This is a genomic window from Gemmatimonas aurantiaca T-27, assembly GCF_000010305.1.
Lineage (GTDB): Bacteria > Gemmatimonadota > Gemmatimonadetes > Gemmatimonadales > Gemmatimonadaceae > Gemmatimonas > Gemmatimonas aurantiaca.
This window is the reverse complement of record NC_012489.1, coordinates 4,029,899-4,049,189: the sequence shown is the minus strand read 5'-3', so window position 1 is coordinate 4,049,189 and position 19,291 is coordinate 4,029,899. Positions and strand designations below refer to the sequence as shown.

Here is a 19,291-nt window from a genome sequence, read left to right as displayed (position 1 = left end):
GAGACTGCCATGACGCCGATGCAGACCGATCGACCACGATTTTACGAGCAACAGTATCTCGACGCCGCCGACCTGAGCGCGCTCGTCGACTACGAGCGCATTGCCCGCGCGCGGCATGACCTGGGTGCGCATTCATGGGGTATTGCCTCCGGACTGCAGCTCATCGAGAAGCCAACCCAGAACGGCGTGGACCTGTATCTCCAACCCGGTTATGCCTGGGATGGACTGGGACGGCCGCTGGTCGTGCTCGCGCCGTATCGCATTCCGACCGAGCCGTTTCGCAGTATCACCTTCACGGCCGGCGTAGACGATGGTGCTCCGCCGGGGCGGTTGGTCGAGGTCTGGTTGGCTTTCACGGCGAGCCCGCGTGGAGGACCTGCGAATGGCTTCGAGGCATGCACCGCCGACGATCAGTCGTCACGGTTGTTCGAATCATTCCGTCTTGTCATCGGCGAGCGGCCCGCTCATACCGATCGGCATGTGCCGATCACCGTGGGTGCCTACACGGTCGACGCCGAGCAGGTGCCGCGCAAGCTCGGTGCGCCCACCGATCCATTGTTGGTGGACGAGTCGGTGGCGTATCAGACGTTTCCGGAGCAATGGGACGCAGCGCAGTGGCTGGTGCCGGTCGGTGTGGTGCGTTGGGTACCGCCACAGAATCCGGTGAACAGCGGCCGCTTTGCGGCACGCGCGGCGGCTGATCTGGTCGCGAGTGATCACAAACGTCGTTACGCAGGCGTGGTGGCGGAAACGGTGGATGCTGCACGAGGCTTTGTGCGCATACGGCGGCGCGACGCGGCCACCTACGCGCCAACGGTGTGGAACAGCGCCACCGAGGATGACCTGCTCTGGGTCGAGGGACATGCCCGCGTACAGGGTGACGCGAAACTGCTCGGCGGACGACTGATGCTCCGCGATGAGTCGAACGGCGACAGTGGCGGCCCACTGACGATTCGCCGTCGCCCCGTGCCCGGGATTGGCCCCCTCGTCAGCGATCTCTTCGCCCAGATTGGAAGTTCGGATACCGGCACGAATCGCTTCGTGGTCGGCCCGATCACGGGAGCCGGCACGCCGTCCGATTTCAAAGAGCGTTTGGTCGTTACGGCGGCGGGACGCGTGGGCATTGGCGTGCCGATGCCCACGACTGCACCACTGGTAGTTCGTGCGCAGGGTGGCAGCGAAGATCTGTTGGCCTTCGAGTCACCGCTCGGCATTCCCACGTGGACACTGAATACGCTCGCGGGCGGCAAGGCCGGGCTCAACTTCACCGATGGCATCGAAGACGGTCGCCTCTTTCTGCAACCCGGCGGCAATGTCGGCATCGGTACCACCGACCCCAAACACCGCCTCGAGGTGCATGGGGAAAACAACGCGCTGGTGTTGCTCAGCGAAGCGGCGGCCGGCGCGCCCGCCAATATCGGCGTCGAGTTGCGTACCAAATCCGCGACAGCCTGCAGCTACATCGATTTCACCAAAGGCAGCACCGATCTCGCCAACGCCGGTACGCCGGACTTCAGCGGTCGCTTCTCATACAACGAATCGAATACCGGAGCTTTTGCGCTGCGTGGTGGTCGCCTGGGTATCGAGACCACCACACCGACCAATCTGGTGCACATAGAAGGCAACAGCGGTCTGCGAGTGAACCGCCTTTATGCGAGCGGCGGTCAGGGCAACGGTCCTTCGGTCTGGAGTAGCCTGTCGTTCAATGCCCATCACAACGATGCGAATACGGGTTGGGTGTTCCCCGAACCTGCGCGGACCGCAGTGACGATCGAAATGGACGAAGCGTCGGGCGTTCCACGCTTCGAGGTCTACAGTACAACGCTGGCGGACAAGGTTGGCTGGGTGCGACGCCTGGGCGTGAACGGCGATTCTGGTGACGTGGTGGTGAACGAGAGTGGCGGGCGGACTGCGATCGGGCCGGCTGCGCCACTGTGCCGACTGCACGTCTCCGATAGCATCGCCGCCGGCGCGGGGAACGTGAGCGCGCACGTGGCCGTGATCGACAACCGCAATATCGGCAACGACGCTGATGTGCTCGCGCTGCGTGTGGCCGGTGGCGGGGCCGGTGGCAGCAACAACTTCATCACCTGCTTTTCTGGTGGCGCGGCCATCGGGGCCATCGAAGGAAACGGCGCTGGCATTTCCTTCAACACCACATCGGCCGACTACGCCGAGTGGCTCCCGCGCGATGACGGCGAACCTGCGATGCAGCCGGGCGATCTCGTTGGTGTGTTCGCGGGCAGACTGCGACGCGAGACGGCTGGCGCCGACTATCTGTTGATCATCTCTACGGCACCGGCCATGCTGGCCAACATGCCGTCCGCTGAGGAGCGTGATCGTCACGAGCGTGTGGCCATGCTGGGGCAGGCTCCCGTGCGGGTGCGTGGGGCGGTGAAGGCCGGCGACGTGATCGTCCCATCGGGTAGCAACGATGGCACCGGCGTTGCCGTCCCCGCGGCTGACACCACCGTCGACGACTTCGCCATGTCGGTTGGCACCGCGTGGAGTTCAGCCACGGGCAAGGGTGTTTCTCTGGTGCGATGCGCCATAGGACTGGTGTCCGCAGGTGCGTGGCGCAGCGTCGCCCGCGCCCTGGTTCCTACACGATCAGCTCCAACGGCGACCGACGCGGGCACGGGGCGCGCACCGGCAGCGCGACGTTCGAAATCGAAAGCCTAAGGTCATACGTCATCGCCCATCACCGACATCACGTGTCACTCACCGGAGTACGCTATGCGTGACCTGATCGAAACTCGAATCACAGAATTGCGCGCGGAATTTGAATCCGGTCGCGTGCTGCAGCAGGAGCTGGACGTTCGACAGGAGGAGGTGCGGCGGTCGTTGTTGCGTATCAGTGGTGCCGTGCAGGCGCTGGAAGAGCTGCTTGCCACAGCGAGCGCACGTGATGCGGCCGCTACCGACACCGTACAGGCCATTCCTCTCCGTCGAGCGGCGGAACAATGATGCATGGTACCACGCCTCGCGTCTGCTGATGACGCCGGCCCTCCGGAGCCGCAGTTCGTTGCGGGCTATCCATATCAGGCAACAGGTACTCGTGGCAGCGGGGCACCCGGAGCCTGAGCGTGTGCGTCGACGGCTGCATGATGCATTGGAGGTGCATCTGGCGGATGCGTTGAACGCCAGATTCGCCGAAGCGGCCCGTGCCTCGGACGAAACCATCTGGCGTATCCGAAGACTCGATCTCGATCTCGTCGTCAATACGTCATGGGACGAAAACGAACTGGCCGACGCTTGGGCAACGGAATGTCGGCGCGCCGTGACCCACGCCATCGAAACGGGTGGTGATGGGGTATCGGTGGTGCGATTTGCATCACCGGCATCCTTCCTCGCCAGCTTTCTCAGCGATGTCGCCAATGGCAGTTGCTGGAGCAAATGGTGGTACGGTGAGTTCACGGGACTGCGTCTGCTGACCCGCGCCGCCGCCATTCGCACGGCGCTCCTGAGGAAGCCGTTGGTGGGACTCCAAGCCCTTGCCACACTTGCGCCTTCCGCGATGGTACTGGTTATCGCCGAACTCACGCGGCAGGATGCGCGTGTGGTGGTGGATGCGCTCTGCGCAGTGCTGGAAGACCGCGATACGCCCGATGACAGTGCCGTGTTGTTCGCGATGGCGCGCCGTGATACGCTGCCGGTGCATCGCGACGACGAGGAACGTTGGGTGCTTCGGGTATTGGCCGAGAGCGCTCGCGTCCCGGCCGCGCGCCCGTCGCGCGGGTTTGTAGCACTGGCGCATGCGATGGCGCGCCTTGCATCGCTGACCGCCGGCGCTGGTGAGCGGATGGCCGTCATCGCTCATGCGATCCGCCTGGGTGACGAGGTGGCCCTGCAGGTGGTGGCATTTCCGGATGATGCGGACTGCCTCGCACCGCTACTCTCGTTGCCCGCATCGCTGCGCATGGAGATCCTGACGATGGTGGTGTCGCGCGATGTTGTCGATGCGACCGCACGTCATGCGCCGTCATCCGAGTTCGAGTGGATGCCCGTCGCGGCACCATTGTTGCTTGCCGAGTCGGTGGCGGCGATGCCGTTCGAAGGCGCTACCCTCGGCATGCCTGATATTGGTACTGCTGGCGATCCGCCGGCGCAGTGCGCCAGTGCAGCCGCTCTCCTACGGCTCTGGGTCATGGCGACGGCCTGTGGCGGTGAGCGCGCAGTCCGAGTGCTTGGGGACCCGATTGTGCGTCGGTTGTCTGGTGTTGGTACACAAATCGCCACATCTGACCTGGTGCGATGGCTCGGCGCACGTACAGCCACAGATGTACAACAGCTCGAGCGCGTAAACGCCGAGTGGCTCTGGTCGCGCGGTGCTGTTGGTATGGGTGATTGGCTGCTGGTGCACTCGCAGGACCGCAACGATCGACCGACTGTCGTGCTCTTGGATGCCGCGCGCGGGCACTGGCTTGTTCAGCGCGACGCCAGCCTGGCCCAAAGCCCGGCCGAGCTGCTGCCCTGGTTCAACGGCTCGATGGTGGAGCGCACCCCCGCGCGTGTGTGGTGCGACACGTACGAGTCACGCGCTGTACTACAAGAGATGCCGCTGACCGTCGATGCTGTTCTGTTGCCCGAGATTGACGACCGCGATACCAGCGATCGTTCGCAGGTCCAGCGACGTCTCGATCGGCTCGCCGATGAACTGGCATGGATCGCACTGCCGGTATCGCTGCAGGTTCCGGCGGAGGTGGAACGGGCGCTGTATGTGATCGCCCAAGGCACGCTGCGTACACTCGCCTGGCGCATGCCGGGCTTTGCACGTGCAACGCTGCCACATCTCTGGGCGAACTTCCTGGCTGTTGACGCGCAGGTTGTGGTCGGAGAACATCGGATGGTCGCCACACTGTCGCGGCCACCATTGGCGATGATCGTGTCCATGACGGGACTTTTCCATCTGAGTTACCTACTGCCGTGGATGACACCGTCGGCCGTGAAGCTCTTCCCGTCGGAGCGCGCATGACCGCCCGATTGCAGGAGCTGCCGTGGCAGGCGATCGCTGACTGTGCTTCGCCACTCAGTGCGGCTTTCGATGCACTCGACACCCGCCTGGCCGACGCGGTGCGGATGGTGCGCGCCAGACCGCACTGCACACTGGACGAACTGCGTGGTGTGGTGGTTGGTCACGACCGCGTGGACGCGCTGCTGGCAGGCGGCCGTCGTGTACGTGCCGAGGGTTCGTTGGTGAGTCATCATGGCCGATCCATCTCGGTTGGCTTGTTGTTGTTGCCCGCCTGGCGCGCGCTCGCCGACTGGTGCGCGCCGGAGCCGGTGGAGCGTGATCTTGTGCTGCTCGCGCTCGCCTGGGAGTTGTTCGATCACTACGAACCGGTATTCGGATATCTCAACGACGATCTCACTCGCCGTTGGCCTACCCGTGCACTCGTACGTCAGTTGCTGGCGCAAGACGAGCAGCAGGCGTCGCTCCTCAACGATGCAACCGCGGTGGCCGCACCACTTGTGCAGGCGGGCGTTCTGCGATTGCTCGACAATTCCCCCTCGAGCGCGGCCTCTGCCGTTGGTATCGGGGTGACTCCACTGGCCGCGGCCCTTCTCGGCGACGCACATGAACCGTGGCGACACCTGGCACCTTCGATCCGCGTGGAAGCTGCGCCCGAATCCCATGGCGCCGACAACGGGCCGTTCGTGGCGCTGCGGGATTTGAGCCAGGCCAAGGCCGGTGAGAGCCGACCGTTGCTTGTTCTGGAGGGACGCGACGGATCGGGTCGGACCATGCTTGCCCGAGCCCTCGCCGCTGATCGTGAGTGTCCCTTGCTGCATATCACGCTTGCGCCACCGCCCAACGCAGACGATCGCCGCCCGCATCGCATCGACGACATTGAAGCGACCGTTCGTGAAGCGGTGCTTTTCCAGCGTCTGCACGATGCGGTGATATTGATCGACGGTCTCGATGCCTGGTGCCAGGCCGAACGGCCGGCCGCGACCCGCGTTGTCCTGCCATTGGCCTTGCAGGAGGCGGTAGGCCCGGTGCTGCTCCGTGTCGATACAGCCACGAAGTGGCATGGGCAGCTCCAGCACTTGCGTATTGCCCGACTGGTGGTGCCGTCACCGGGAGTTGCGCAACGCGCCACCATTTGGCGCCGTGCCCTCTCTGAAAGTGTCTTGTCGACGAGTGAAGATCATGCCGTCGCTGCGGCGCTGGCTGATCGTTTCGATATCACACCCGGCGAGGTTCGGCGGATCGTTATGCAGGTGGTCGACGAGGGCGTATGGCGGCAGACACACGATGAGGCGTTGGTCGATAGCACGACCCACCTGATCGATGCGCTTTCGCTTGTGACGCGCGCCCGCAGCCGCGACGCACTCGGAGCACTCGCGGTGCTGGCTCCGACACCGCATACATGGGACGACCTCGTATTGCCACCGAGTACCATGCGCCGCCTGCAGGAGTTCGCGCGTGCGGTCCGCGATCGTACCATTGTGCTCGATACGTGGCAGTTCGGGCGTCGTGCGGCGAGTTCGCGTGGCGCTACCGCCCTGTTTGCCGGAGCGTCGGGCACCGGCAAAACGATGGCGTGCAGTGTGATTGCGCGCGAACTCGGCCTCGATCTGTTTGTGATCGATCTGTCGGCCGTGGTCAGCAAGTACATCGGCGAAACGGAAAAGAACCTCGATCGGATCTTCCGTGCCGCACGCGATGCCGGTGCCATGCTCTTCTTCGATGAGGCTGACGCGCTGTTTGGCAAACGATCGGAAGTGAAAGACGCGCACGACCGCTATGCAAACATCGAGGTCGCATACCTGCTCCAGCAGCTCGACGCACACAACGGCATCGTGGTGCTGGCCACGAACCTCGCCCGCAATCTCGATGCTGCGTTCTCACGCCGGATGCGGTATGTGGTCGAATTTCCACTCCCGGGAGAGGCGGATCGCCTGCGACTCTGGCGCGGCATGTTGCCCACCCAGGCGCCACTCGCCTCCGATGTGGATCTCCCATTTCTCGCGACGGCGTTTCCGATTGCCGGTGGTGACATTCGGAATGTCGCGCTCGATGCGGCGTATCTCGCGGCGTCGGATGGGCGAGGGATTGAACCTATTGGCATGCGGCACTTTGTCGTGGCCATGGCGCGGCAATGTGTGAAGCAGGGTATTACACCCTCCGTGGCGCAGTTCAGGCAGTATGTCGACATGTTGCCGCGTCACGGCTGACCGCGACTCAAGGGTCTTCGTGCGATGACGCCGCCGACACGCACCTTTGCGCCGCCGCGGCGGACACCGCAGGACCGCGCATTCGACGCCGTCGCGGACGGGGGATCGCTGGTCGGTGCGACGATCACTCCTTCTACGTCGTCGCGCCCCGACGCGGGCAACATGCAGCGCACCCTCGGCAATCTCGCGGTGCTCAAGGCTCGCGGGGAGGCGGTCGCAACCGGTCCTGACGTCACTGTACCAGGAGCGGCAACACAAGGTGGGCAGGCAGCGAAGTCGGCGCCATCAGCACCCGGCACTGACGGCGACCTGACGCCACCGATCGATGTCATGGCGGGTCCGCCACGCACAGCGGCTCCAGCTCCCTCAGCAACGCCCACTGCTACTGTACCCGCAATTGCGCCAGGATCGCCCGTCGAGACACCGGTGACGCGACCTACTGCCGTGAGTGCGATCGGAGAGGTGCAGCGTGAGGTATCGCAAGCAGCGGCGTCGCTGCCGAAACTCGATGCCGGTGGGTACGACGCCGCGCAGGCGGCGCAACGGGCGCTCGGTTTTCGCCTGGCCCGTACGGGTGCGGCCGCGCATGGCCCTGCGCAGGCGCGTGGGGGCGGAGGCGGGGGAGAGAGGGCGGAAGGGGATCGTCCACGGGAACCGGATCCGGTGCCTTCCCACACAAAGGCATTGGTCGAAGTGGGCAAGAAGCGATTGCCCGAAGCGATTCGCTATGGCTTCAGCCCCACGCCGTTCAAGCGCATTCCCGTATTGGGTAGCACGCCGCTGACGGGAGAACAAATGCTGGTGCTCAAGTCGACGGCCAAAGGGCAGTTCGCCGACGCATTGGGCGAGGAAGACCGGCGGCGGCTGGCAGATCGCAAGGTGCGGGAAGATGCCTTCAACGCCGCTGAAAAGAAGAAACTCGAGGCCGAAGGACCGAAGAAGAAGGGTGAGAAGGACACACCGGCCGCCACGTTCGTGGACGATGGTCCGAAGACATTTGCCGAGATGCGGCAGATGTTGCTCGATGTGCCCAAGCCACCTGAGATTGCCGATCTCGCAAAGAAGAAGGAAAACGACAAGGCGACCGAAGACGCGGTACCGAAGTACCACGAACCGGAGCCGCCTCCGCCCATCGTCTTCAAGCCTGCGCAGAAGGAAGATATCGGACGTGCGCTCGCTGGCCTTCGCGCGGAGAGCGATGTAACCGCGAACGAGATCCTCTCCGGCATCCGAAAGTCGGTGTACTCGTCCGGTCTCATCGGTCCGGTGCTCGAAGATCTCGAGCCCAAGCTCGGCATGTCACATCTGCCAGCCGTCAAAAATGCCGTCGATGCGAAGATCGGCGAGCTGCAGAAGGGTGCCGGGATATCGGATCAGGATCTGGAGAAAGCCGTCGCGGCGCGCCGCGAAGAACTGCGCTTGCTGCGGGAGCAGATGGCGAAGGGGGCGACGCAAGCGCAGATGGACACGCAGCGTGTCGCAGCCAGCAAGGCGAAAAAAGAAGCCGCCGAAGTCGCAGCCAAGAAGGAGGCAGCAGACATTCGCGCCGGCAAGGTCAAGCGGGCCGCGCCCAAAGTGAAGTTGGCGATGGATGTCGATTCGCGGCGGCAGCGGCAGCTCGACTATGTCACGAAGGATGTGAGTGACCTGGTCGTGCGCTTCAAACAAAAGGGTGAAATCCGCGACAGCGTTGTGGCGCGCATGTACAACGATTTTGCCAATGCCTACAAGTTTGCTGCGCAGCAAGACGAATATGAGATCATTCGCAAGACGAACGATCCGGTGTCCGCACTGTATGGGTTCACGCCGAGGTCCGCAGAGGCGGGAGAGGCGCAGGAAACACTCGACAAGTGGCTGGAGGCGCGCCTCGCTGAACTGGAGTCGAGTCGCAAGGCACAAAAAGCAGCCGATGATCTCGTTATCGCCACCTATCAGGACGAGGCTCGGCAGCTTGGCGACGCGAAACGCGAAGCCCTCCGCGTGTGGGCCGAAAAGCGCACGGGCAAGAAGCGTACGGCCGAGCAGAAGGTGGCGGATGTGGCGCGCGACAAGGCGAATCAGAAGCAGGCCGATGCCGCCGCGATCGAACAACTGGGCCGCGCACGGCTTGCCGTGGGGGTCGTCAACGACTTCTCCCTGGCAGAGGCTATCGGTGCGGAAGTACAGAAGGGTGCGGATCGGGCAACCATCATTGCCAACCTGCGACTGAACGCGGCGCAGGAAGCGATTCTCGATGCGTATCTCACCCCAGGGATTCCCGGCGACGATCGGGCGTTGAGCGCCGTCATCGTCGGCACCCGTCTGCGTATCCAGAACGAGCTGCGGGGACCGATTTCCGCCGACATCGAGGCGAGCGTCCTCACCGTGTACGGTGAAGATGCCGTGGCACTCGATCGTATCGGAAAGGCCCAGCGTGACAGCTTTTCGGCGCGTGACATCGCCGTCAACGTGCACAAGGCGCTCGACTCGCTCGACACCGACGAGCAGGCGGTCTACTCCAATCTCGCCAACCTGACCAAAGTACAGGCCCAGGCGATCCGGCTCGCTTACAAACTGGAGTACAAAGGCAGCACGATCGAAGGCGACATGAAGGGCGGCACGTTCTACGGCATGAGTGGCAACGAGCTTCGTCGTGCGCAGAAGCTGATGGAAGCCGATCAAGCGTCAGCGGACGCTTTGGGCAAGCGCATCGCCCTCAAGGGCAATGAAGGCACCTGGTACAACGCGGTCAATCCGTTCTCCACCGCAGACATCGAGGAACTCGACAAGATCAACCACGGCAAGTCTCTCGAGGAACGTCAGGCCTCGGAGGACGCATACAATGCCATGTACGACGATGCGCTCGCCGACAAGCTATTGCGCGTGCCACGCGATATTCGGGAGGAGAAGGACGAGGCGAAGCGTGACAAGCGCATGGTCGACTACCGGAAGTCGGTCTTTGCAGACTATCGCAAGGAAGGCAAGTCCAAGCTGTTGGCCGATGCGGATGAAGAATTGCAAAATGATCGGCACCGGCAACGTTTCCGCTACTCCGTGGCCGGCGATGATGAATCCGCAGATGCCCTCGGGTTGCGTGACTACCTGCCGACACCGGCAGAAATCCGGAAGTTCGACGAGGACATGACACGCGCCGGTCACCCCGGGATGGGCAAACTCCTGGTCGGCGACAAGAAGAAGATCGAGGCGATCTACGAACGCATCCGTACCGAAGCCACGGCGCGTGCGAATCGGGAACGCTGGACGCAGGATCAACTCGAAGCCGAGATCGCACGTCGATCGGCGAAGGTGGAACGGGCGTTCAATCATCACTTTGGCTCAGCATACGAAAACAGTGCAGGCAGTGCACTGCGGGCGGCGATCGGTGTCGGGTTCAGTCAACACGCCGAAGATCGGAACTTCGTCAATGCCCTCGCGGACAACGATCAGCGAAAAGCGGATGCGGCGCGCATTCAGATGGAGCACCAGGGCCTCTGGGCCAGCGACGACGTGGAGAACGCGGTCCTGGCAAAACAGAAGCAGCGGGCGCTCGAAGAGCAACGGCGCAACATGCTGCCACTGCAGCGTGTGGTCATGGCGCGCAAGCTCGCCGACATGGAGAAAGAGGCGCGTGACACGGCGTACGCGGATGCCAAACGCGCCAACCTCGATGAGGCCACCGCCCGGCAGCGCGCCAAGGAGGCGTGGACCGGCGCGAAAGAATGGGAGGTCACGCAGCAACTGCAGCGCGCTGTGGATCGCAGCATCGACAAAGCCGCCCAGGCGCAGGCGTTGGGCGATATGGATGCACTGCGAGCGGTGTTCAAGTCCGACTACAAGCTCGATCTCGACGAGGTGGTGCTCTCTGATACTTCTGGCTACGACAACCAGAAGGCCGCAACGCTATTGAAGCAGGGCGGGCACCTCACACTGGGCCAGACCATGTTCTTTGCGGTGCGCGGCAACGGCACCGACGAGGAAGCGCTGAATGCCCTGAAAGGGCACACCAGCGAGGAGATCGATGAGGCGCGGGCCGAGTTCCGTCAGTTGGCGTTGGCCGATCGCTGGACGGCGCGCGGGATCCTCAATCGTGCGTGGAGCGACCGGCCGCACAACGATCTCGATATGGACGCCGAGATCAAGGATGACATCAGCGGTCGCACCGGCTTCGATGTGGGCCAGATGCTGCAGGGCGAGCCCAAGACCATTCGCGAAAAGCGGGCGCGTTTGCTGGAAGCAATCACATGGGAGAAGGAGGCTGGCCCGCTCGGCGACTGGCTTGCTGGCCATCAGCAGTCGGTGATGGATGCAGATCTGGAGCGGCTCGATCGTACCATCGCCATGCTCGAAAACCCCGAACTCAGCGCCGAGCAACGCAAGCGATACATCGGTTACTTCGAACAGGATGTCACCACTGTCCATGCGGGTATCGCCGCCCATCGCGAGATGCTCGATACCTGGACCGACCGTATCACGACGGTGGTGGGGTTCATTGTGGGGATCGCGGTCACCATTCTCACCTTCGGCGCCGCCGGCCTGGTTCTGGCCGCGGTGATTGGATCGATCGCCGCGACCGCTTCCACCATCGCGCTCAAGGCCGCCATCCTCGGTGCGGCGTATGGCTGGGAAGATCTCTACACCGACATCGCCGTGGGTGTCGTGGATGCGGTCACGGCGGCCGCAACCGCTGGCATGGGCGAGAAGCTGCTGGGTGTGGCAAAGCGGGCTGCCGCGCCAGCGGCCTCGCGCTTCGCGTTTGGTCGGGGCATTCAGCGCGCGCTGCAAACGGGTGGTCGGGCGGCGTTCCTCAACCCGGCGGAGGGAGCGCTCGCCAAGGCCATCCCAAAGAGTGCTCTGCTGGAGTCGATGGTCAAACGCGGCGGCGCCGCGAAGGTGCTCGCGATCGGCATGGCGGAGGGTGCAGAGAACCTCGTGGCCAACATTCCGTCAGCGCTCGCCTCCAATGTGCTGGACGACAACAACTACAAGGAAGGCAATTTCCTGGGCAACATTCTCGCTGGTACCGCGAAGCAGGCGGGCATGAGTGCGGGAATGGGGTTGGCGATGAAGCCGGTGATGAAGGGCACCGGCAGTGTCTTCGAAGCGATGGGGCGAATCAAGGACGCGGCGTTCAAGGGGCAGGCCGCGCCGCACTTCGGATCCTTCGAAGCCGTGCGCAGCCGGTATCCGGAGATCACGGTCGAAGAGTACGCCAGCCTGCGCGCGATGCACGAGAACGAAGTGGGGCTTCGGGAACGTGCGGTGCGGGAGAGTCGCGCTGAGGCAGAAGAATCGTCAGCCGCACGGGACTCCGCACACGAAACGGAGCGCACGGTGGCGTCCACCGATCGACAGGCGGTGCGCGATGATCCGATGGTGCGCAATGAAAATGATCTCGTGACGCATCGTGTGATGGACGAAGGGCAGGTACGTGATCTGCTTCCGAGCGGGCTTCGTGAAACCCTCAAAGTCGAAGTGGACCCGAAGGCACCGGCCGACTCCATCAAGGTCGAGCGTGTCAAGCGGCTCGGCGTGATCGTCGATGTGAAGCTTGTCGTGGGGCCCGCAGCACGTCCTATCGACGTGCTGCGGCATCTCAACACCGTGCACGCCATGCAGCGCTATGTCGGCGTGACAGGCACGTTGGTCCGCGCGGTGGAGTACGCTCGTTCCTGGGTGGTGAAGAATGGACCGCCTCCCTTTGGCAGCAAGGCGTGGGAGGCGTGGCATGAACTGCACAAACTGCCATCGCTGCTCGAGGACCGTTTCGAGTTACTCCGGTCGGGGCAGCTCGATGCCGACGCCCGGGAGCGGATCTTTGCGGATATCGATCGCATTGCCAGTCAGATCGATGGACACCGTACGACGTTGGAGACCCGGGATCTCACCGAGGGAGTGGGCTACATCGCGGTCAATGGAAAGGTCGCGCATCCCGATCCACCGCCGGTGGCATCGACCCGCCCCAGTGACCCGTCCGATCGTGGCAATCCCAAACTGCCCCGATACGCCGCCGAGCATTCGGCGTTGCACCGGAAATTCCCCGACGCCACCTACTTGCAAGTGGGGGCAGCATGGGTGGAAACCAAGATCGACGGAACCAGCAGGACCTACCGGGTGCTCGAGGTACGCGACAAGAGCACCAATGATCTCATCATCCGGCGAGAAGAGATTCGCACGCTTGATGCCAAGGGACGGGAAGTCGACCGCTGGGTGCAGCGTGGTTCGGAAAGCAACCGGGTGGGTGCAGTTGGTGAGGAAGCCTTTCGGCTGCAGTTCGAAGAGGAGCTGGGCCGCCCCAACGCGGTCAGGCAGATGCTGTTGCCCAACGAAGCCATCCAACGAGGTGGTGGTCAGGGCTTCGATGGTGTGGTGGTCCGCTTCGACAGCAGCGGCAAGGCAACGATCGTGCTCGTCGAGGTGAAAAACTATGCGGGTCGGTATGTACCGCTGGCCGATATCACGGCCGTCGGTGAAAACCTGAACGACAACCTCAAGCGGCTGCGCGATCAGCTCGGCACACCACAAGGCCGAAAGGACCTGGGCCTCGATGTGAAGCAGGCGCGTGAGATGGTGGCAGCCATCGACGCCAATCGACTCGAGTACGAATTACGTCTCGGCCATGATACCAACATGGGCGACATCACGAGTGCCAGGTCGTCGGTGTTGGCGGATCTCCGTGAGACCATCCGTACGGAGCGCGGCTTGCCGAAGGACGCCGTCATTGTTGTCCGCAAAGGAGAATCCATCAAGGCGGAGCACCTCAAAACCGCCGCCGACCGACTCCAGAAGCTCGAGGCACTTGACGCGTCGTCGACGGTTTCGCGACTGGCCGGAGAACTGCCCAGCAAGGGGAGCGCGGACAACGTACGCATCGCGCGGGCGGCGGTGACAGCGCAGGAGAACCTTGGGAGTTTTGTCACGCCGCCGTTGGTGGCCGCGAAGGGAGGCAGCAGTTTCGTCGACGCCAAACAGCAACGGTTCGTCGTGCATTCCCGATCGGGTGGCATGAGCGCCACCAAGTTGAGCGAAGGGGTGATCGCATCGCTCAAGACCGCGTCACGCGGCACACGACCGCGGGCGCAGATCGTCGTGGATGAAACCAATCTGTCACCGGGTGAACGGAGAACGGTGCGCAAGCACCTCAGTGCTCTGGCCAAGAGCGGTCAAAAGCTCGATCTTGGATTGGTCGTCATGGTGGACGTTTCGCGTCAGACCGCGAAGCGACTGGATTTGTCCGTTCCCTACTGAGATGTGACATGAACAGAGGTTCGCAGGACGGAAACGATCGGGCCTCGTGGGCTGTCCTGCTGCAGGAAGCCACGCCCGAGGAGATCGAGAACCTCGAGTTCTTCGACGATCTTGCCGATCGCATTCGTGCCGTCCGTGCTCCTGACACCGGTGGAGCAAACCTCGGCGCCCCCGGCCGCGCCGTGGCAGCCGTGACGGTGTTGTCCGGCTCGGCGACGGCTCAGGTGCTTCTGGACCAGGTTGCTCCGCTGCTGCCGGGTGTCATTCAGGAATTGATGCCGGTGCCAGCACGACAACAGTGTCTCGATGCGCTCTGGGCGCTCTCGTACCTCAATGCCGCCCAATGTGCAGGTTCCGATGCGCCGACTGAACAGCAGGCGGCCGAGATCGCATGGCTGCCGACGCTCGTTGCCTCGCTAGGCCAGTTTTCTGAGTCCGAACAACAGACGATCGCACTCGCGGCTGCCGCGTGTCGGCAGGTGTCGTTGGTGCCGTCGGTGTTTGGGCTGGCTGCACTGCCGACCTTCACACCAGGGGCGACGTTCGGTTTCAATGTGCAAGGGTTCGCGCTGCATATCGCCGCGGCCATCGAATCGCGTGCTCCGTACGAAGATGTGGAGATGGCCTGGCTCGACTTTGTGCATGGCTTCCCCATAAAACTCGACACGGGAACACTGGACTGGCCGGCACTCCTTTGGGCGGCCCGTGCGGTGTACGCCACCATCGGTGGCATTCCGGTGGCGGAAGTCGGCGACGAGCTGCACGCACTGGTGGCAAACGCGTGACGACGCAGGCATCGCCAGAAGAGTGGCTTGCTCGCATCGCGACGCGATTGCGCGATGCACGACTGGCCAACCCAGGGCGATCCATACTGTTTCCGGATCTCGGTGACGCTACCCTTCGTCGGCAGGTGGTGCGATGGATCGGCCACGAGTACGACGCGCCCACACCGGGTATTCTCGAGGTTCTGCGCACCGCACTGGATGACAGCGACTGGGAAGTGCGCGTGAGTGCGATCATTGTCGCCACCCGACTTCACGCCACCACGCTCCGTTCGGCCATACGCGACACCGCCTTGCCATACGTTGGCCAGTACGGGCTCGATGAGACGGACATCCAGTTCCTGACGGGTCTGCGATTTCTGGCTGCTACGTTGCTCGGTGCAGGGGCACTGGCCGATGAGGCGCTGGCGCGCACTCTGCCGGATTTCCCAATGCTGCAGCACGAGCTGGCTGCCCTCGTGCGACGTGACGCGGCACGTCCGACGACCAGGATTCAATTGCTGCTGCACGCGCTGGTCATGCCTGCGCCCCTCCGCGATGTGCTGCCCGAGCTGCTGCCGGCTGGTGTCGATGTGCGTGAGGATCGTCCGTTCATTGCCGGTAGCGACATCGAACTGGTCTGGATCGCTTCGGGTCAGTTCCTGCTTGGTGGAGATGTGCGCGCCGGTTCGGACACCGAGGCTGTTCGCGATTGGTTGCTCCCTCGCGGCGTATTCATCACGCGGCGTCCGCTGCGCACTGTTGATGTTGAGATGTGCGGTGTGACGGCACCGCCGAACGATGAACTCGACTCGGAGATGGAGCGCCGTCTGGATCTCATGACTGACCCGCCGTTGCTGCTTACGTCTGTTCATGCCGACGCGCTTTGCAGCGGCCTCGCACAGGTGACTGGCGCGGCCGTCTCACTTCCGGACGCCGATACCCTCGAGTGTGCGGCGCGTGGCACTGATGGCCGGCGGTATCCCTGGGGCAACGGGATGCAACGGCTCACGGGGGGCGAAAGGTCGCCCACCAATCTCGAACATTTTGCTGCGCCGGCGCCTCAGTGGACTTCCACCAGAACGCCGGATGGTCGTGTCATTGCATTGGGGGGGCCTTTGTCGCCGATGTGCGGGGCGCGCAGCGCGGCGCATCATGTCGCCACCCTGCGTATCGCGATTCCTGCCGTCGGTTGACTACACTGATCGCAGGAATCGCATGCCGCTCACTCGGCGTGATCAAATGGGGTCGCCATCCAGTACTACCTTATTGATGACAGGTCTGGCTTTCGGGACGGGTACACCTTGCCGCTGCAGGAATTCGATCGCGGATGCCCATTTCGTGTTAGTCGCCCCATCTTCGACTCTCATTCGTGTCAGGTCGCAACCGTACTTGTCCCGCAAGAGGGTCACTGCCCGCAACAAGTCTTGTGTGGAGGGCAGATAGTGCCCGCTCATGCTGTTGATATAGTTGATAACGCCGTGCTTCAAACGAAGCTCTCCGGCGAAGAGGACCGGTTTTCCGGAGAAGAATGATGAATGATGAAACTTCCCCGCCGCCTTGATGCTGGAGACGTATATCAACTCCATGGTGTCGATCACGCACAGGTCGGGGATATCTGCCGGGCTGGTGTAAGGTGAGGGATCACCGTGAAGGTAAAAGCAGTCATTGTCTCCAAGAGACAATTGACGCTGTTGCCGATCGGCCTTGGAGAGATAGGCCAGATTGCGTCTCATGTCGTGGAGCGCCTCGGCATTTCCCACGGCAAGAATCTTGAGCCCGTCGACGTAGTCGGCAGGAACGATGTTCTGCAGTTGGGCTGAATATCCCGTCAGGTTGCCTCTCCTCTGATAGTCATTGACGAATGTCTCAGCGGTGTGTGCATTGATGCGGTGGAAGCTCGTTTGGCCGGCCAGACCGTACTTCGTACTGCGATCTTTCGGCTGGAGCATCTCGATTGGGTTCTCCTTCATGGTCAGGTCGGCAGCACCAACCCGACTCTGGACCGCATTCACCATCGCCGGGGTGCGCAGTTCAGTCTCGATCTCGCCAATCAGATCACTGACATACCGGCGGCGCCAATTGTTCTTGCTCTTGGTCACGAGCCATTCGGTGCAGATGTACAGCATCAGGATCAGAATTTTCTGCTTCTGGGTATCGGACTTCCCATTGGAGTGGAATGCGGTCAGCAGCGTGTCGATGTCCGTGATGAGTGGATTGTTGCGAGAGTGGAGAACACTGCTCGTTTTGCGCTGCCAGTATGCGAGCGTGGGGATCGCCATTGTTGCTGGTTCCAGTCATCTGGTGATATCGCGACGTGCCCGGCGGTTCCGAGGGCGCTCAACGACTCGCACAGTGCCTGGCGTCTTCCAGGAAACATGCGCATCGACAATGGCAATCTGATCTCCACGTCACGGTTCGGCGATAGATTGGTGGAGGAGAGAGCCGAGATTCAGTACTCATGACAATCAACTTCCAGTTGAGCAGTCTCATCTGTTGCATCGTGGCCGTCCTCGCGATGTTCAGCGCCGCTGCGCTACCCGCGCAGCCGGTGTGGCCGCGCGGTACGGCGCGAGTCAGTGGTGTCGTCCTCGATTCGTCTACGAGGCGGCCGATCGTCAGAACAAAGATCTGTCGCGAGGTGGACCTCAGTCCTCCCCACGGGAAAGGCACTGTTTGTACCAGTCCCGACAGTGTCGGCCGGTACGTTCTCGCGGATCTTCCGGAAGGACAGCAGGCGGTGTCCTTCGTTTGCACCGGTGATCGGAAGCTCGGGTGCTATCTCCGCTTCGATACACTGATCGTTGGCGCCGGAGAGGAGGGTCGCGCGGGACAGCAGCCCACCGTGGCCGAAGCCAGACTCCTCCTCCGCGTACTATGTCTCCACGTACTACGTGGAATGGGAGGGTACCCTTCGAGGGCCGTGGATGAGCGCTTTCACCGGAGGCGCTTCCTACGAGATGCAAGTCGATCGGATTCGCATGGTCCGCAAGCCGACCCCGTCCGATTGCCTCTGACGCTCAGGTTGTTGCCTTTCGTCCCATCATGGCGGCGTCGTACGCTTTCGCCGCCGAGAACCCAGGATGGGCAGTAGAATAGAGCCATGACGGACATCATCCATTCTCAGGCATCCGACTTCCCGTACGACATGACCACCACGGCCTTCGACCTGCCCGGTTACCGGATCGTGGCATCGTTGGGCGTTGTGCGCGGGGTTGTGGTGCGCTCGCGGTCGCTGATCGGCACGTTCGGTGCCGGCATCCAGACCATCTTCGGTGGCAACATTTCCCTCTTTACGACGCTGGCCGAACGCACACGCCAGCAGGCGTTCGACACGATGCTCGTGCAGGCCCTGATGGCCAAAGCCGATGCTGTGATCGGCATACGGTACGACGCCACCGAGATCATGAGTGGCGCGACCGAGGTGCTCTGTTATGGGACTGCCGTGCGTGTCGTGTCACTCCCGGAGAGGTAGCCGCTTCCGCTTCGGCCACCGCGGCGTAACATGGTAGGGAGACCACCACACGCGGGCATCCAGGCGGCATCATGGGGCTGTCGACCGGGACCCGATTCACACTGCACACACTCGCCATGCTTCTGCGTTTCCGGCACCTGAGCACTCTCACCGTTCTGGCGCTCGCACTCACCACCAGTGCACTCCAGGCCCAGCAGCCCAGCGAACCCAAGACGCCGCTTGGCAAGCACATGGCGGCCATGAATGCCGCCTTCCGCACCATCGGCCAGCAGATCGCGGATTCGACCAAGAACGCGAGCACGATGGAGCAGCTCACGATCTTCGAAACCAACGCCAAGGAAGCCCTGGCGTTCGAGCCCGAAAAGAAGGCGCAGGTGCCCGAAGCCGATCAGGCGAAGTTCGTGGCCGACTACAAAGTCGGACTCCAAAAGCTGATCGATACGGCCGGCAAACTGCATGCGGCGCTGCACAGCGGAAAGAACACCGAAGCGGCCGCCATCGTGGAAGAGATGCGCGGGCTGCAGCGCAGCTCGCATGGGGAGTTCCGCATCCGCCGGCCTCCGCCAAGCCTGTAAGCGATATCATTCGCTTGACACCCGCCAAATGAAAACGCCCCGCCGATATCGGTGGGGCGTTTTGTCTACCACGT

Annotated in this window: 10 protein-coding genes; 9 read left to right on the top strand and 1 reads right to left on the bottom strand. The window is 62.8% G+C overall.

Going from position 1 to position 19,291, the window contains the following annotated elements; translation table 11 throughout:
• Window positions 1–9 precede the first annotated feature (9 nt).
• Genes GAU_RS17500 through GAU_RS17470 form a run of 7 tightly spaced genes read left to right on the top strand, consistent with a single transcriptional unit; the run spans window position 10 to window position 16,363 of the window.
• On the top strand, window positions 10–2,682 hold the full coding sequence (locus GAU_RS17500) for a hypothetical protein (protein WP_015895239.1): 2,673 nt from the start codon (window positions 10–12) through the stop codon (window positions 2,680–2,682).
• Window positions 2,683–2,736: 54 nt separating this feature from the next.
• On the top strand, window positions 2,737–2,967 hold the full coding sequence (locus tag GAU_RS17495) for a hypothetical protein (RefSeq protein ID WP_015895238.1): 231 nt from the start codon (window positions 2,737–2,739) through the stop codon (window positions 2,965–2,967).
• Between the two features lie 28 nt (window positions 2,968–2,995).
• On the top strand, window positions 2,996–4,975 hold the full coding sequence (locus GAU_RS17490) for a hypothetical protein (RefSeq protein ID WP_156799115.1): 1,980 nt from the start codon (window positions 2,996–2,998) through the stop codon (window positions 4,973–4,975).
• On the top strand, window positions 4,972–7,182 hold the full coding sequence (locus tag GAU_RS17485; RefSeq protein WP_015895236.1) for an ATP-binding protein: 2,211 nt from the start codon (window positions 4,972–4,974) through the stop codon (window positions 7,180–7,182). Before GAU_RS17490 ends, GAU_RS17485 begins: the two co-directional genes overlap by 4 nt.
• A 24-nt stretch (window positions 7,183–7,206) precedes the next feature.
• The gene (locus tag GAU_RS17480; protein ID WP_015895235.1) at window positions 7,207–14,406 is read left to right on the top strand and encodes a hypothetical protein; all 7,200 of its coding nucleotides are present in this window, start codon (window positions 7,207–7,209) and stop codon (window positions 14,404–14,406) included.
• Window positions 14,407–14,414: 8 nt separating this feature from the next.
• On the top strand, window positions 14,415–15,191 hold the full coding sequence (locus GAU_RS17475) for a hypothetical protein (RefSeq protein WP_015895234.1): 777 nt from the start codon (window positions 14,415–14,417) through the stop codon (window positions 15,189–15,191).
• The gene (locus GAU_RS17470) at window positions 15,188–16,363 is read left to right on the top strand and encodes a hypothetical protein (RefSeq protein WP_015895233.1); all 1,176 of its coding nucleotides are present in this window, start codon (window positions 15,188–15,190) and stop codon (window positions 16,361–16,363) included. The genes GAU_RS17475 and GAU_RS17470 overlap by 4 nt, the downstream gene beginning before the upstream one ends.
• A gap of 42 nt (window positions 16,364–16,405) precedes the next feature.
• Here the strand turns inward: GAU_RS17470 and GAU_RS17465 are convergent, their stop codons facing one another.
• The gene (locus GAU_RS17465; RefSeq protein ID WP_015895232.1) at window positions 16,406–17,449 is read right to left on the bottom strand and encodes a hypothetical protein; all 1,044 of its coding nucleotides are present in this window, start codon (window positions 17,447–17,449) and stop codon (window positions 16,406–16,408) included.
• Between the two features lie 866 nt (window positions 17,450–18,315).
• Here GAU_RS17465 and GAU_RS17460 point away from each other — a divergent pair.
• Together GAU_RS17460 and GAU_RS17455 are read left to right on the top strand one after the other, a co-directional pair.
• The gene (locus GAU_RS17460) at window positions 18,316–18,642 is read left to right on the top strand and encodes a YbjQ family protein (protein WP_015895231.1); all 327 of its coding nucleotides are present in this window, start codon (window positions 18,316–18,318) and stop codon (window positions 18,640–18,642) included.
• Between the two features lie 71 nt (window positions 18,643–18,713).
• Window positions 18,714–19,217: a cytochrome b562 gene (locus GAU_RS17455; RefSeq protein WP_015895230.1), complete on the top strand. Its 504-nt coding sequence runs from the start codon at window positions 18,714–18,716 to the stop codon at window positions 19,215–19,217.
• Window positions 19,218–19,291 lie beyond the last annotated feature (74 nt).

What these genes read in the sequence shown, in the direction of transcription:
- GAU_RS17480 (WP_015895235.1), top strand. Translation starts at nt 7,207, where the DNA reads ATGACGCCGCCGACACGCACCTTTGCGCCGCCGCGGCGGACACCGCAG.
- GAU_RS17475 (WP_015895234.1), top strand. Translation starts at nt 14,415, where the DNA reads ATGAACAGAGGTTCGCAGGACGGAAACGATCGGGCCTCGTGGGCTGTC.
- GAU_RS17500 (WP_015895239.1), top strand. Translation starts at nt 10, where the DNA reads ATGACGCCGATGCAGACCGATCGACCACGATTTTACGAGCAACAGTAT.
- GAU_RS17495 (WP_015895238.1), top strand. Translation starts at nt 2,737, where the DNA reads ATGCGTGACCTGATCGAAACTCGAATCACAGAATTGCGCGCGGAATTT.
- GAU_RS17485 (WP_015895236.1), top strand. Translation starts at nt 4,972, where the DNA reads ATGACCGCCCGATTGCAGGAGCTGCCGTGGCAGGCGATCGCTGACTGT.
- GAU_RS17465 (WP_015895232.1), bottom strand. Translation starts at nt 17,449, where the DNA reads ATGGCGATCCCCACGCTCGCATACTGGCAGCGCAAAACGAGCAGTGTT.
- GAU_RS17460 (WP_015895231.1), top strand. Translation starts at nt 18,316, where the DNA reads ATGACCACCACGGCCTTCGACCTGCCCGGTTACCGGATCGTGGCATCG.
- GAU_RS17490 (WP_156799115.1), top strand. Translation starts at nt 2,996, where the DNA reads ATGACGCCGGCCCTCCGGAGCCGCAGTTCGTTGCGGGCTATCCATATC.
- GAU_RS17455 (WP_015895230.1), top strand. Translation starts at nt 18,714, where the DNA reads ATGGGGCTGTCGACCGGGACCCGATTCACACTGCACACACTCGCCATG.